Origin of the sequence: Priestia sp. SIMBA_032 (genome assembly GCF_046535215.1) — a bacterium.
In the GTDB taxonomy this organism is placed as follows: Bacteria; Bacillota; Bacilli; order Bacillales; family Bacillaceae_H; genus Priestia; species Priestia aryabhattai.
This window is the reverse complement of sequence record NZ_JAWRXD010000006.1, coordinates 91935-104860: the sequence shown is the minus strand read 5'-3', so window position 1 is coordinate 104860 and position 12926 is coordinate 91935. Positions and strand designations below refer to the sequence as shown.

General features: G+C 38.8%; 16 protein-coding genes. All 16 read right to left on the bottom strand.

Annotation, left to right across the window (positions count from 1 at the left end; genetic code table 11):
- Positions 1 to 30 precede the first annotated feature (30 nt).
- Positions 31 to 294, bottom strand: a complete 264-nt coding sequence (spoIIID, locus tag SB717_RS19800; protein WP_013059792.1) for a sporulation transcriptional regulator SpoIIID — start codon at positions 292 to 294, stop codon at positions 31 to 33.
- 275 nt (positions 295 to 569) lie between these two features.
- Positions 570 to 1400, bottom strand: coding sequence for a stage II sporulation protein SpoIIQ (gene spoIIQ / locus SB717_RS19795; RefSeq protein WP_028409695.1), 831 nt, complete (start codon positions 1398 to 1400; stop codon positions 570 to 572).
- A gap of 162 nt (positions 1401 to 1562) precedes the next feature.
- Positions 1563 to 2585, bottom strand: coding sequence for a stage II sporulation protein D (gene spoIID / locus SB717_RS19790; protein ID WP_071269957.1), 1023 nt, complete (start codon positions 2583 to 2585; stop codon positions 1563 to 1565).
- A gap of 161 nt (positions 2586 to 2746) precedes the next feature.
- Complete coding sequence (gene murA / locus SB717_RS19785; protein WP_028411990.1) at positions 2747 to 4051, bottom strand: UDP-N-acetylglucosamine 1-carboxyvinyltransferase; 1305 nt, start codon at positions 4049 to 4051, stop codon at positions 2747 to 2749.
- 31 nt (positions 4052 to 4082) lie between these two features.
- Complete coding sequence (locus tag SB717_RS19780) at positions 4083 to 4823, bottom strand: YwmB family TATA-box binding protein (protein WP_074681816.1); 741 nt, start codon at positions 4821 to 4823, stop codon at positions 4083 to 4085.
- A 160-nt stretch (positions 4824 to 4983) separates the two neighbouring features.
- Positions 4984 to 5220 (bottom strand): DUF1146 family protein, encoded by a 237-nt coding sequence (locus tag SB717_RS19775; protein WP_013059797.1) that lies wholly within the window; start codon positions 5218 to 5220, stop codon positions 4984 to 4986.
- Positions 5221 to 5494: 274 nt separating this feature from the next.
- Complete coding sequence (locus SB717_RS19770) at positions 5495 to 5899, bottom strand: F0F1 ATP synthase subunit epsilon (protein ID WP_074681818.1); 405 nt, start codon at positions 5897 to 5899, stop codon at positions 5495 to 5497.
- A gap of 26 nt (positions 5900 to 5925) precedes the next feature.
- Complete coding sequence (gene atpD, locus SB717_RS19765) at positions 5926 to 7347, bottom strand: F0F1 ATP synthase subunit beta (RefSeq protein WP_410904520.1); 1422 nt, start codon at positions 7345 to 7347, stop codon at positions 5926 to 5928.
- Positions 7348 to 7383: 36 nt separating this feature from the next.
- A complete protein-coding gene (locus tag SB717_RS19760) occupies positions 7384 to 8241 on the bottom strand; it encodes a F0F1 ATP synthase subunit gamma (RefSeq protein ID WP_013059800.1) in 858 nt (285 codons plus the stop codon).
- Positions 8242 to 8346: 105 nt separating this feature from the next.
- Positions 8347 to 9855 carry a F0F1 ATP synthase subunit alpha gene (gene atpA, locus SB717_RS19755; RefSeq protein ID WP_013085461.1) on the bottom strand — a complete coding sequence of 503 codons (1509 nt, stop codon included), beginning with the start codon at positions 9853 to 9855 and terminating at the stop codon, positions 8347 to 8349.
- Positions 9856 to 9870: 15 nt separating this feature from the next.
- Positions 9871 to 10416: a F0F1 ATP synthase subunit delta gene (locus tag SB717_RS19750; protein ID WP_028411987.1), complete on the bottom strand. Its 546-nt coding sequence runs from the start codon at positions 10414 to 10416 to the stop codon at positions 9871 to 9873.
- Positions 10413 to 10931 (bottom strand): F0F1 ATP synthase subunit B, encoded by a 519-nt coding sequence (locus tag SB717_RS19745; protein ID WP_013085463.1) that lies wholly within the window; start codon positions 10929 to 10931, stop codon positions 10413 to 10415. Before SB717_RS19745 ends, SB717_RS19750 begins: the two co-directional genes overlap by 4 nt.
- A 102-nt stretch (positions 10932 to 11033) precedes the next feature.
- Entirely contained in the window at positions 11034 to 11246 is a 213-nt protein-coding gene (gene atpE / locus SB717_RS19740) for a F0F1 ATP synthase subunit C (protein ID WP_013059804.1), read from the bottom strand.
- 90 nt (positions 11247 to 11336) lie between these two features.
- Positions 11337 to 12047 carry a F0F1 ATP synthase subunit A gene (atpB, locus tag SB717_RS19735; protein ID WP_013059805.1) on the bottom strand — a complete coding sequence of 237 codons (711 nt, stop codon included), beginning with the start codon at positions 12045 to 12047 and terminating at the stop codon, positions 11337 to 11339.
- Positions 12048 to 12065: 18 nt separating this feature from the next.
- Positions 12066 to 12437 (bottom strand): ATP synthase subunit I, encoded by a 372-nt coding sequence (locus SB717_RS19730; protein ID WP_013059806.1) that lies wholly within the window; start codon positions 12435 to 12437, stop codon positions 12066 to 12068.
- A 6-nt stretch (positions 12438 to 12443) separates the two neighbouring features.
- On the bottom strand, positions 12444 to 12665 hold the full coding sequence (locus SB717_RS19725) for an AtpZ/AtpI family protein (RefSeq protein ID WP_013085464.1): 222 nt from the start codon (positions 12663 to 12665) through the stop codon (positions 12444 to 12446).
- Between the last annotated feature and the right edge of the window lie 261 nt (positions 12666 to 12926).

The window sequence follows — 12926 nt, the reverse complement described above, 5'->3', positions numbered from 1 at the left end:
TCTATAAAAAAGGCAATATTGGGCATTTTTTTACTTTACAGTTTCTTCTTCCTTTTTGTACTTTAATTTTGTTGCTTCTCCTCCACGCAAATGCCGAATAGATTTATGGTAATCAAGAATTTCTTTTACTTCATTTGCTAACTCAGGATTTATTTCTGGTAGACGCTCTGTTAAATCTTTATGGACAGTACTTTTCGAAACGCCAAATTCTTTCGCAATTACACGAACTGTTTTCTTTGTTTCTACAATATACTTTCCAATCTTGATGGTTCTCTCTTTGATGTAATCGTGCACACTACTCGCCCTCCCCAAATTGGATATGAGAAGTATCCAAGGGAATGTATATATTATCCCTTTTCTAACATTCTCTTTATAGGTTTGTAACAGTTTATTAGCTTGTGTGCAGATATATGCTAGAAAAGTCAGTAAGGACAAGTGATTTCTTATATTTTTTTGAAATTTTAGTGTTTTTTATTTACTTTTTTAACATAATGCATCTCATTTTAGAAAAATTCATAAAAAAAGAAGCTTGGTTTTATCCAGCTTCTTTTCGTATTTATAGCCTTGCCTTATGCATTTGGTTTAGACGTATCTGTTGAAGGTTGTTTTGAATCTTTATCTTCTTTAGTCTTTTCATCAGATGATTTTTCGCTATCCTTTGATTCTTCAGAAGAAGAATCGTCTTTTGGTTCTGTCACTTCAGCTGCTTTGACTTCTTTGATAGAACTAACAGATTTTCCAAAATAACTGCTTGGATTAATTGCTACACCATCTTTACGAACTTCAAAGTGCACATGTGTTTTTGCTTCTTGATTATATAAGCTTTTTCCAGCTTTTGCGATCGTTTGGCCTTGTTTAACAATATCTCCTACTTCTACATCAGCTTTCTCAAGAGATTGATACTGTGTTACTAAACCATCTTTGTGATCAATTTCTACTACATAACCTAGTAAAGGATCTTTTGTTGCTTTTGTTACTGTACCGCTAGCTGCTGCTACAACATCAAATGATTTATCTCCCTTAACAGCTAAGTCAACACCTGTGTTTGGATGATACGTATTGTTGTAGAAAACTAGTGCTTCTTCTTGTTGTTTTTCAGATGCTTGATCGTCGTAGAAAGGCTTTTTCACGATAGCTGATGCTTCACTAGCAACTGGCATTTTTAAATTTTCAAGCGAAGCATTTACCTCTACAGCGTCGTCTCGATAAGCCGTACCGTCTTGGCTATAGCCGCTTTTGTCTTCTTTGCTAATATCATTTCCATTAGCTTGAAACCAAAGGACTGCTGTAAGAATAATTGCTGCACTCGCTAAATAGATAGCCGGGAACACCCAACGCTTTCTAACTAATTTTTGAACTTTCGATTTTGGAGAAGTACGTTTCTTTTCTTCCTCTCTCATATATCATCACCTCAGCAATCAGTCTGAACACAATTGAATGAATATATACACAGCGATAAAAAATTTTTTTCGATTATTTTTCAACAGATGAATCTAAAATATACATTTTATTTAAAAAAAGTGAAAAACATAAAAAAAGACCCTGCTATAAGGGTCTTTGAATTAGCGTTTAGCTGTTAATTGTGCAACAAACTGATCGTTAGGGGTAATCGCAACACCTGTATAATAATGAGTAACAATATCTTTATACGTTTTTCCTTCTAGTGCCATACCATTTGCTCCGTACTGACTCATCCCAATACCATGTCCATATCCTTTTGTGTTGATGACAATTTCATTACCTTTTTTTGTCCAATGAAAGTCAGCTGACGATAAACCCAGTTTTTCCCGAACATCTTTTCCCGACAGTTCTTTACCGTTTATCTTTACGTAATCTACGCGCTGCCCCGGCGTTCTAGAGACAATTTCACCTACTGATCCACTGTTTGTTAATTTCACTCCAAGCCTCTGTTCAAAGCTAGCGACAGACATTACTTTCTGGTTTGTAAATTCAGGAGACTTTTTATCCCATGGACTAGCTACACTTTTTAGATAAGGAATGGAATTCTTCCAATACGCTTCTGAATTTTCAGTGTAACCATTGCTGGTAGAAAAGAACGTAGCATTAATTGGCTTATTTTTATACGTAAGAATTTGACCTTGGGTGTCCTTCACTGCTTCTTGAATTTTTTTGATTTTCCAATCATAGTCTTTGTTCCATCTGCTTCTTAGCTCATCTTTATTTAAATAGACTTGGTACTCTACGGTATCAGTCACATCCGCTCCTTGGGGAAGATGACTATTTCCATTCATCATAGTTTGCACAATATAGGTTCTGGCTGCCAAACTTTGAGCCTTAAGTGCTTCAAGTTCAAAAGTAGCGGGCATTTCAGCTGCTACTACCCCTACAAGATAGTCTTCGAGCGGCAGTTTTTCTACTTTTTTCGTTTCCGTACGATAAACACTGACGTCAAGAGGAGATGCTGTCACTTTTTGTAGTTTTTCGTTTTTTGGGGTCTGTTTGACATTTTCATGTAGCTTTCCATCTGTCTTTTCAGTAAAAGGAACAACGAGAAGGGTTGGGATGAGTAACACAACGAAAAAAAAGATGACTCCTAGTACGACGATTGGCTTTGCTTGTTTCATGAACGCCTAGCCTCCATATCTATTATTTTGACAAGGAAAACCTATATCCCTATATTCCATATGTATGGAGCTGGACAACCTTTTATGACAGCAAACCGGCCATAAGGGTCGTCCAACGACAAAAAAAGCATCTCGCTACGAGATGCTTTTTTATGACATATTTACTTGACGTCTGAAGCCTGTTGAGTTTGTTCTACTTGCTTTGTTTCGTCATTTACACGTTCAATATCAGCGCCTAAAGCGGCTAATTTATTGTGGAAATTCACATAACCACGATCAAGGTGTTTTAATTCCGTTACACGCGTATAGCCGTCTGCTACAAGTCCTGCTAATGTTAACGCTGCTGCTGCACGAAGATCTGTTGCTGCTACTTCAGCGCCTTGTAGTTGAGAAGGTCCGTTAATAATAACAGAGCGTCCTTCAATTTTAATATCAGCGTTCATGCGGCGAAACTCTTCTACGTGCATAAAGCGGTTTTCAAAAACTGTTTCTGTAATCATACTTGTGCCTTCTGCTGCTAATAATAATGCCATCATTTGAGATTGCATATCCGTAGGGAACCCTGGATGAGGCATTGTTTTAATATCTACTGATTTTAGCTTTTCAGGTCCTACAACACGTAAGCCGTCGCCTTCTTCAGTAATTTCAACACCCATTTCTTCCATTTTAGCAACAAGTGAACTGATGTGCTCTGCTACTGCACCGCGTACAAGTACGTTTCCACCTGTAATAGCTGCTGCTACCATGAATGTTCCAGCTTCGATGCGATCTGGAATAATTGCATGTTCTGCACCATATAATTTATTAACACCTTCAATACGGATCGTACCAGTTCCTGCACCGCGAACTTTAGCGCCCATTGCGTTTAAGAAGTTTGCTAAGTCGACAATCTCAGGTTCCTTTGCTACGTTTTCCATAATTGTAGTGCCTTCCGCTAATGCTGCTGCCATCATAATATTTTCTGTGGCACCTACACTTGGGAAGTCTAAATAAATTTTAGCACCTTTTAGTCGTCCTTCAACTTTTGCATCAATAAAACCATTTCCTACTTGAACCTTAGCACCCATTGCTTCAAAGCCTTTAAGATGCTGATCAATTGGTCTTGATCCAATCGCACATCCACCAGGTAAAGCTACACGAGCCTCACCCATACGCGCTAATAAAGGACCCATTACAAGTACTGAAGCGCGCATTTTTCTTACATATTCAAAAGGTGCATCTGTTTTTAACTCTCTTGATGCATCTACAACTACACGATTTGTTTCAAAATCTACTTCTGCATTCAGATGTCTTAAAACTTCGCCAATCGTAAATACATCGGAGAGAGCTGGTACATCATTTAGAATTGTTTTTCCTTCACTAGCTAATAAGGTTGCAGTGATAATAGGTAAAACGGCGTTTTTTGCTCCTTCAACTTTAACTGTACCGCTTAATCTATTTCCACCGCGGACGATGATTTTTTCCAAGGTATTCCCCTCCGCGTCCATTTTCTCTATATTAATATTCAGACGTAATGATAGGTGTGCCAACAACTATGGTTGTTTGACCGCCCATTCTTGTCTTGCGTAATGCAATTTGTAAGTTCATTTCCTGCTTTTTCGTTTGAAGAGCTTCTTTCCACAGTCCAGTATATGCTGAAACAGAGGTAAATGACTCTTCCACTAGAGATTCCACTGGTTTAGCATTGAAAGCTCGTAATAGGTCTTGAATTTCAACAGACAAAACACTTTCCATCTTATCATTGATTTCCCCTGTTGCACAAGAGAAAATTATGGGTTCTGATAGGAAAATTTTTTCATAATTTGTCTGAAATACATTTTGAAAATGGGTCATATTTTTTTCTTTTAAACCTTGTCCCGTTACATGATACGATATGTACGCATTGCTGTGTTCATCGATCGCATAAGTTAACAGAATGACTTCGTTCACATCTTCACTTTTGCGTGTACCTATTGCTTTCCATAGGTCTCTTTCCCTCTTCACTTCCCATTTAAAACCTCTAAAATTACTTTTAATACTTTTAGCTTGCAAATAAAAGGTTTTTTGGTCAGTAACAGCTTTTACTTCTTCTCTTGCATACAACGATACTTCAGTTAACGAAACATGCTGCTTATTTAAGGTGTGAACAATCTTCTCAATAGTAGTTTCATTGTTTTGGGCATTGCTCACATAACTTCCATGATATACGAATAAGCCAGTAATGAAAATAGCCAAAAAGACACTAATTTTTTTAAACATTTCGCCACTCCCTCTCCGTACTCATCAGTCTTTCCAGAAGGCGATGATGCATACATGAAAAGGGTCGTCATATTTAGACATAGCGACATACATTAGCGTATAAATTCGTATATCTTCAATGAATGAACATCTATTTTATCATAGACTCATAGCTTGCCAATCATTGAAAAAATGAGGGAATGCGCTGTGACCAAAATAAATAATCCAAAAAGAAATTACTTACTGTTGATGAAATCGTAATGGTCAATAAAATAAGCATTAATTTTGCTTGAAACACATGATTAGGTTTCATCAGCTTTTCAATTTGAAAGCCTTGCAAAGCATACCAAGTAATCACAATAAAAATCAAATGTGAAATCATGGTTAGTAACGTTTGCTGCTCAATTCCTCCAAACAATAAAAGCACTCCTTTTAAACACCATATGAAAAGAAGAGACGATCATCGTCTCTTCTTTTCATATTAAAGCACACTTATGCAAATTCGTAAACGGTAACACGAAAAACATTTATTTTATTCCCTATTTTAAGATCCTTTTCCATTATTAAGAAAAACAAAGAAGACGGAGGCGCTTAGTTAAATGGAATATATAATTATAGACGAATGCTATTTGCTCTTCCTCTTTTATATAATAGAGCAAAAAAGCCCTCTCATTCGTTTGAGAGGGCTTTTTTTAGAACTTACGTTGACTAATATCTAAACGATTGACTGCCCGTTTTAAGGCAATTTCAGCACGCTTAACATCAACATCGTCTTGTTTGCTATCAAGGCGCATTTCAGCGCGTTTTTTCGCTTCTTCTGCACGAGCTACGTCAATCTCCTTAGCTGTTTCAGCAGCCTGTGCAAGAATTGTTACTTTGTCAGGTCTTACTTCAAGAAATCCTCCGCTAACAGCCACAAGTTCTGTACTGCTTGCTTTCTTCAAGCGGACGGCTCCAATTTGTAAAGGAGCAACCATCGGAATATGGCCATGTAAAATACCAAGCTCACCGCTCTGTGCTCGGGTACTTACCATTTCCACTTCTGATTCGTAAACTGGGCCATCAGGAGTCACTACACTGACATGGATTGTCTTCATTTAAAAAACCTCCTATGTCCCTTAAATTAAACTTCTACTCCCATACGTTTCGCATTTTCAATAACTTCTTCAATGCGACCAACTAAACGGAACGCATCTTCAGGTAAATGATCGTATTTACCTTCTAAGATCTCTTTAAATCCTTTAACAGTTTCTTTTACAGGAACATAAGAACCTTTTTGACCTGTAAATTGCTCTGCTACGTGGAAGTTTTGAGACAAGAAGAATTGAACGCGACGAGCACGTTGTACAACAAGTTTATCTTCATCAGATAACTCATCCATACCTAGGATTGCAATGATATCTTGTAACTCTTTATAACGCTGTAACGTTTGTTGAACTTGACGCGCAATTGCATAGTGCTCTTCTCCAACAATTTCAGGAGATAAAGCGCGAGATGTAGATGCTAATGGATCTACCGCCGGGTAAATACCCATCTCTGATAATTTACGCTCTAAGTTTGTTGTTGCATCTAAGTGAGCAAATGTTGTCGCTGGAGCTGGATCCGTATAGTCATCGGCTGGTACGTAAATCGCTTGAATCGATGTTACAGAACCTACGCTTGTCGATGTGATACGCTCTTGAAGCTGACCCATTTCTGTCGCTAATGTTGGCTGATAACCTACTGCTGATGGCATACGGCCAAGTAATGCTGATACTTCTGAACCCGCTTGTGTGAAACGGAAAATATTATCGATAAAGAATAATACGTCTTGACCTTGTTCGTCACGGAAGTATTCTGCCATTGTTAATCCTGTTAATGCAACACGCTGACGTGCACCAGGCGGCTCATTCATTTGTCCAAATACCATAGCCGTCTTCTTAATAACGCCAGAATCTGTCATTTCATGGTATAAGTCATTACCTTCACGCGTACGCTCACCTACACCAGCGAATACCGAAATACCGCCGTGCTCTTGAGCAATGTTATTGATTAACTCTTGAATTAATACTGTTTTACCTACACCGGCACCACCGAATAGACCGATTTTTCCACCTTTAATGTAAGGAGCTAATAAGTCTACTACTTTAATACCTGTTTCAAGAATTTCAGCTTGTGTAGATAGATTTTCAAACTTTGGTGCTTGACGGTGGATTGGATCACGACGTGCACCTGCATCGATTGGGGCGTCTAAGTCAATTTTTTCACCTAATACGTTAAATACACGACCTAACGTAACGTCACCAACTGGTACTGAGATTGCTGCACCTGTATCTTCTACTTCTAATCCACGAACTAAGCCGTCAGTGGATGACATTGCTACTGTACGAACTGTGTTATCACCTAAGTGAATCGCAACTTCTAATGTTAATTCGATTGCAACTTCACTTGCACTGCTCGGTTTATGTGAAATTTTAAGGGCGTTATAAATTGCCGGAAGGTGTCCGTTGTCAAACTTTACGTCTACAACTGGACCCATGATTTGAGTAACGCGTCCTTTTGCCATCGTGTTCCCTCCTAACTTGCTTTTCCATTAAACTTTCTATTCTAACGCTGCCGCTCCGCCAACAATTTCCGTAATTTCCTGGGTAATTGCCGCTTGACGTGCACGGTTATATGACAATGTAAGATTATTGATAAGATCTTTTGCGTTGTCTGTTGCACTTTTCATCGCTGTCATACGAGCAGCATGCTCACTTGCTTTTCCATCAAGTAGGCCGCCGTAAATTAAACTCTCTGCGTACTGAGGAAGTAATACTTCTAAAATCTCCTCTTGTGATGGTTCAAATTCATAACCAACAAGTTTACCAGAAGGTTGAAGATCTGTTAGAGGCAATAGCTTCTTCTCCGTCACTTCTTGTGAAATCGTATTGATAAAGTGATTGTAGTATAAGTAAAGTTCATCAAACGTACCGTCTGCAAACATTTGAACTGTTTGTGAAGCAATCCCTTGAATGTCAGCAAAAGCTGGCTGATCTGCTAAGCCTGTGATTTCAAGCAAAACCGGAATACCGCGTTTTACGAAGAAATCTCTCCCTACTCGTCCAATTGCAATCACACCGTATTCATCAGGTGATTGATGGCGTTCTTCAATAGCTTGAGATACTTTTCGCAAAATATTACTGTTATATGCTCCTGCTAGACCGCGATCTGAAGTGATTACGATATAACCAGTCTTCTTCACGCTGCGCGCAGTTAACATTGGATGTGAAGCGCCTCTGCTGCCTAGGGCTACGCTTGAGACTACCTCTTGAATTTTTTCCATATATGGAACAAACGATTTTGCATTTTGTTCCGCTCTATTCAGCTTTGCAGCTGAAACCATTTCCATTGCTTTCGTAATCTGGCTCGTTTTTTTCGTCGATGTGATTCGAGTTTGTATATCACGTAATGATGCCAAAGGTTTCACCACCTTGTTTTAGAAGATCACGTGGTATGAAAGGTGAACAAATGTTCACCTTCACCTTATTGAAAGATTGTCTTAACATACCATGCTGACAATATATTATTCAGATGCAATAAATGTTTTCTTGAATTCTTCAAGTGCTGATTCGAATACGCCAGCTTCAGGAAGGCCGCCAGTTGTACGGATTGATTCAAGTACTTCTTTACGGTTTGATTCTAACCATGTTAAGTACTCGTCTTCAAAGCGTGTAATATCTGATACTGGAACATCATCTAAGAAGCCTTTTGTTAATGCGTAAAGCACAGCTACTTGTTTTTCTACACGAAGCGGTTTGTGTAAACCTTGTTTTAAGATTTCAACTGTACGCGCTCCTCGATTTAATTTTGCTTGAGTTGCTTGGTCAAGATCAGAACCGAACTGAGCAAACGATTCAAGCTCACGATAAGATGCAAGGTCTAGACGCAGTGTACCTGCTACCTTTTTCATCGCTTTAATTTGTGCAGATCCCCCTACACGTGATACAGAAAGACCAGCATTAATCGCAGGACGTACGCCTGAGAAGAATAGATCTGACTGTAAGAAAATTTGTCCGTCTGTAATCGAAATTACGTTCGTTGGGATATAAGCAGATACGTCTCCTGCTTGCGTTTCAATAAATGGAAGAGCTGTTAATGAACCTCCACCTTTTGCGTCCGATAACTTTGCCGCACGCTCTAATAAACGAGAGTGCAGATAGAATACATCCCCTGGATACGCTTCACGACCTGGAGGACGGCGTAATAGTAATGAAAGTTCACGATAAGCTGATGCTTGTTTTGTTAAATCATCGTAAATAACGAGTACGTGCTTACCGTTATACATAAACTCTTCACCCATTGTTACTCCAGCGTATGGTGCTAAGAATAATAGCGGAGCTGGTTGTGAAGCTGATGCTGTTACAACGATTGTGTAATCTAGAGCACCGTGTTTACGTAATGTCTCTACTACGTTACGAACTGTTGATTCTTTTTGGCCAATCGCTACATAGATACATACCATATCTTGATCTTTTTGGTTTAAGATTGTATCGATTGCTACCGATGTTTTACCCGTTTGACGGTCACCGATAATTAACTCACGCTGTCCACGACCGATTGGCACAAGTGCGTCAATCGCCTTGATACCTGTTTGAAGCGGCTCATGTACTGATTTACGATCCATAACGCCAGGTGCAGCACCTTCAATTGGACGTGTTTTTGTTGTTTCTACTGGGCCTAAGCCGTCTACTGGCTGACCTAATGAGTTAACAACACGACCGATTAACTGCTCCCCTACTGGAACTTCCATGATGCGTCCTGTACGGCGAACTTCGTCACCTTCACGAATTTCCGTATATGGTCCTAAAATAATGATACCTACATTGTTTTCTTCTAAGTTTTGTGCCATTCCCATGACACCATTTGAAAATTCAACCAGTTCTCCAGCCATGACATTGTCGAGGCCATGAGCACGTGCGATACCATCCCCAACTTGGATAACAGTACCTACATCACTCACTTTAATCTCAGACTGATAGTTTTCAATTTGCTGCTTGATCAGCGCACTAATTTCTTCAGCTTTGATGCTCATGAATTTCACCCCTATCTACGATCTGTGTGCAAGAAGTCCTCGGTGGATCGTTTCTAATTTGCTGCTAATGCTGCCATCATAGATACGATTACCAATGCGAAGCTTCACGCCGCCGATTAGGCTTTTATCTACTACATTTGAAATATTTAACGTATGTTTTCCAACTTTTGAAGCAAATGATTGCGAGATTGCTCTTTTCTCATCTGCGCTTAAAGGTTTGACAGAATAAACAGTTGCATCTGCCACGCCACGTACTTCGTTCGCTAGGAAACGATACTCTTGTACCATTTGGCTAACAATTTGAATGCGGTGACGCTCTAATAATAGAAGAACCGTATGTTGAACAGTTGGTGAAAGTTCAGCAAATGCCTCACTTACAAACTGTTTTTTTCGCTCAATTGTAATTTTTGGATGAGTTAATACATCCATTAATTCAGGTGTTTTAGCAAACACCTCTTCAACGATTTGTAGCTGGTCTTGCATTTCATCGATCATCTGTTTTTCTGTTGCTAATTGAAAAAGAGCTAGTGCATAGCGCTTGGCTACAGCTGGTTGACTCATCGTACATCCCCTACTTCTTGGATATATTCATGAATTAACTTCTCTTGATCTTGTTCAGAAAGTTCTTTTTCAATAACTTTCGACGCAATTAAAACAGATAATGAAGCAACTTGCTCACGTAAAGCAGCAACTGCTTGATCTTTTTGCTGTTCGATTTCTTGTTTTGCTGCAGCTTTTAGACGCTCAGACTCTTCGCGTGCTGCCGCAATGATTTCTTCTTTTTTATCTTCTGCAGACTTTCTAGCGTTTTCCATCATTACTTGCACTTCTTGACGAGATTGCTTTAAGATTTCACGCTGCTCTTCAACAAGCTTCTTCGCTTCCTCATTTTGCTTTTCTGCTTCATCAATCTCACCGGCAATATGCTCTTCACGTTTTTTCATGATTCCCATTACAGGACCAAACGCGAATTTTTGAAGTAACGCAAGTAGGATAAGGAACATCACTAATTGGAAAAGAATATCTCCACCATTAATGCCTGCTGCTCCTAACACAAACATGTTCGACACGGCCATGTTCACTCCCTTCAGAGACTCCACATATATAATTTACTTCTTAAAGACATAAAGTAATGGCGAAGGTTCTTTTGAATGATCTTCGCCACATGTAACACATTATTATTTACCTTGTACCATGAATGCAATAACTACGGCGATAATTGGAAGCGCCTCAACTAAGGCAACCCCAACGAACATCATTGAAGTTAATGTACCACGTGCTTCTGGTTGGCGAGCTGTGCCTTCAATCGTCTTAGAAACGATAAGACCGTTACCAATACCAGCACCTAGTGCCGCTAAACCAATCGCAATTGCAGATGCTATTAAACCCATTTTATAAAGTCCTCCCTTAATATATATGATTTTGTTTAACTAAGTTTTGTTTTGTCCAAATTGGGTATTACTTGAACAAAGCTTTATAAATTAATGGTCGCTACTCACTTTGTGAGATAAATAAACCATCGTTAACATTGTGAAAATGAAGGCCTGAATTGCGCCTACAAAAATACTGAATCCTTGCCATAAAAGCATTGGGATAGCAGCTCCAATTGTACCTAGGAAGCCTGTTGTTGCTAAACCAGCTAGCAAGCTTAACAAAATTTCCCCAGCATAAATATTACCGTAAAGACGAAGGCCAAGCGTTAACGTATTGGCAAACTCCTCGATAATCTTAAGCGGGAATAAAAATGCCATTGGCTTGAAGTAATCTTTCGTGTATGCAGAGAAACCTCGCATTTTAATACCATAATAATGTGATAGTACAACTACCATAACGGCTAACGTCAGCGTAATTGCTGGATCAGCGGTTGGCGATTTCCACCATAAGTTATGGTCAATCACGATGGCAAATGGAAGACCCAACATATTTGACACAAAAATGTACATAAGTAAAGTTACACCTAGCGTCAAAAAGCGGCCACCTGTTTTCCAATCCATATTGCTATTAACGAGCCCTTTAACAAAATCTAAGACCCATTCAATAAAGTTTTGTGCACCGCTTGGCTTCATAGCAAGAGTACGAGTACATAAAACTGCAATTAAGAATACAATAACAGAAGCTACGGTAACCATAAGCAAGTTACTTTGACTAAAAGTAAGGCCTAGAAACTCTATAGTTGGTGATTCATGACCCAACTGTGTTCACCTCTCTTTCTATCTTCTACGCATATTTTGAACAACTAAATCTATGATAATGACAACATAATACGTCATTAATCCCACAACTACACTAATAATATGAAAGGTTTTTGGATAAGAGATGGTAATCACAACTGCGAGAGCAGCTGTTGCAAATCTTACAACAGTCCCAATTGAACGGGGCTTTTTCCCCTCATCCAACGCCTGTCCAAACTGCTCAAACTTTCTTACTAAGTTCCACAAATTATACAAACTCAGGGCGGTTCCTAAAATTAAACCTGCAAAAACAGCCTTATAACTTGTAAATCCCCAGCCGAGAACGTATAATGCTAACAAATACAATATGTATGAACGAAGTCTTGGAAAAACGTGCTGCAAATCCTGCATGAATTATTAATCTCCTGAAAAAAAATGGTGGACTGTCCGCAGCATCATAAAAACACCTGCTGCTAGCCCTGAAAGAAGGCCTAAAATCAAAAATAGTGGTTCGGTGTCAAGCCATTGATCAGCCCATCTTCCAGAGAATAAGCCAATTAAGACTGAACCTGCTAACTGTGATAGAATGATTGACACTAATGCCATCGCTTGCAAAGGATGACGGTTGCGATCTTTCATAAGCTCATACCCCTTTTGCAAAATTTTCTTTTTTCCGAATTCTCTATCGTTTTCATAGCTCAATATATGATAGAAAGGCAAAAAAAATTGCTAAAAAAGGTAAAAACAGCTAATAAAATACGCAGAAATATCAACGGTTTTCACAGGTTGAAAACCTTATCATTTATATTCCCTGTAAGCATACAATAGCGTATATTTAATGTCAATGTGTTTAAGCTAAAAACTTCACAATCTCTTCTTATTGTTCACATTTCTGCCACA

Coding starts and splice junctions, on each gene's coding strand:
- spoIIQ (WP_028409695.1), bottom strand. CDS start 1,400: ATGAGAGAGGAAGAAAAGAAACGTACTTCTCCAAAATCGAAAGTTCAA.
- spoIID (WP_071269957.1), bottom strand. CDS start 2,585: ATGAAACAAGCAAAGCCAATCGTCGTACTAGGAGTCATCTTTTTTTTC.
- SB717_RS19780 (WP_074681816.1), bottom strand. CDS start 4,823: ATGTTTAAAAAAATTAGTGTCTTTTTGGCTATTTTCATTACTGGCTTA.
- SB717_RS19770 (WP_074681818.1), bottom strand. CDS start 5,899: ATGAAGACAATCCATGTCAGTGTAGTGACTCCTGATGGCCCAGTTTAC.
- atpD (WP_410904520.1), bottom strand. CDS start 7,347: ATGGCAAAAGGACGCGTTACTCAAATCATGGGTCCAGTTGTAGACGTA.
- atpA (WP_013085461.1), bottom strand. CDS start 9,855: ATGAGCATCAAAGCTGAAGAAATTAGTGCGCTGATCAAGCAGCAAATT.
- SB717_RS19750 (WP_028411987.1), bottom strand. CDS start 10,416: ATGAGTCAACCAGCTGTAGCCAAGCGCTATGCACTAGCTCTTTTTCAA.
- SB717_RS19745 (WP_013085463.1), bottom strand. CDS start 10,931: ATGGCCGTGTCGAACATGTTTGTGTTAGGAGCAGCAGGCATTAATGGT.
- atpE (WP_013059804.1), bottom strand. CDS start 11,246: ATGGGTTTAATAGCATCTGCAATTGCGATTGGTTTAGCGGCACTAGGT.
- SB717_RS19730 (WP_013059806.1), bottom strand. CDS start 12,437: ATGCAGGATTTGCAGCACGTTTTTCCAAGACTTCGTTCATACATATTG.
- SB717_RS19725 (WP_013085464.1), bottom strand. CDS start 12,665: ATGAAAGATCGCAACCGTCATCCTTTGCAAGCGATGGCATTAGTGTCA.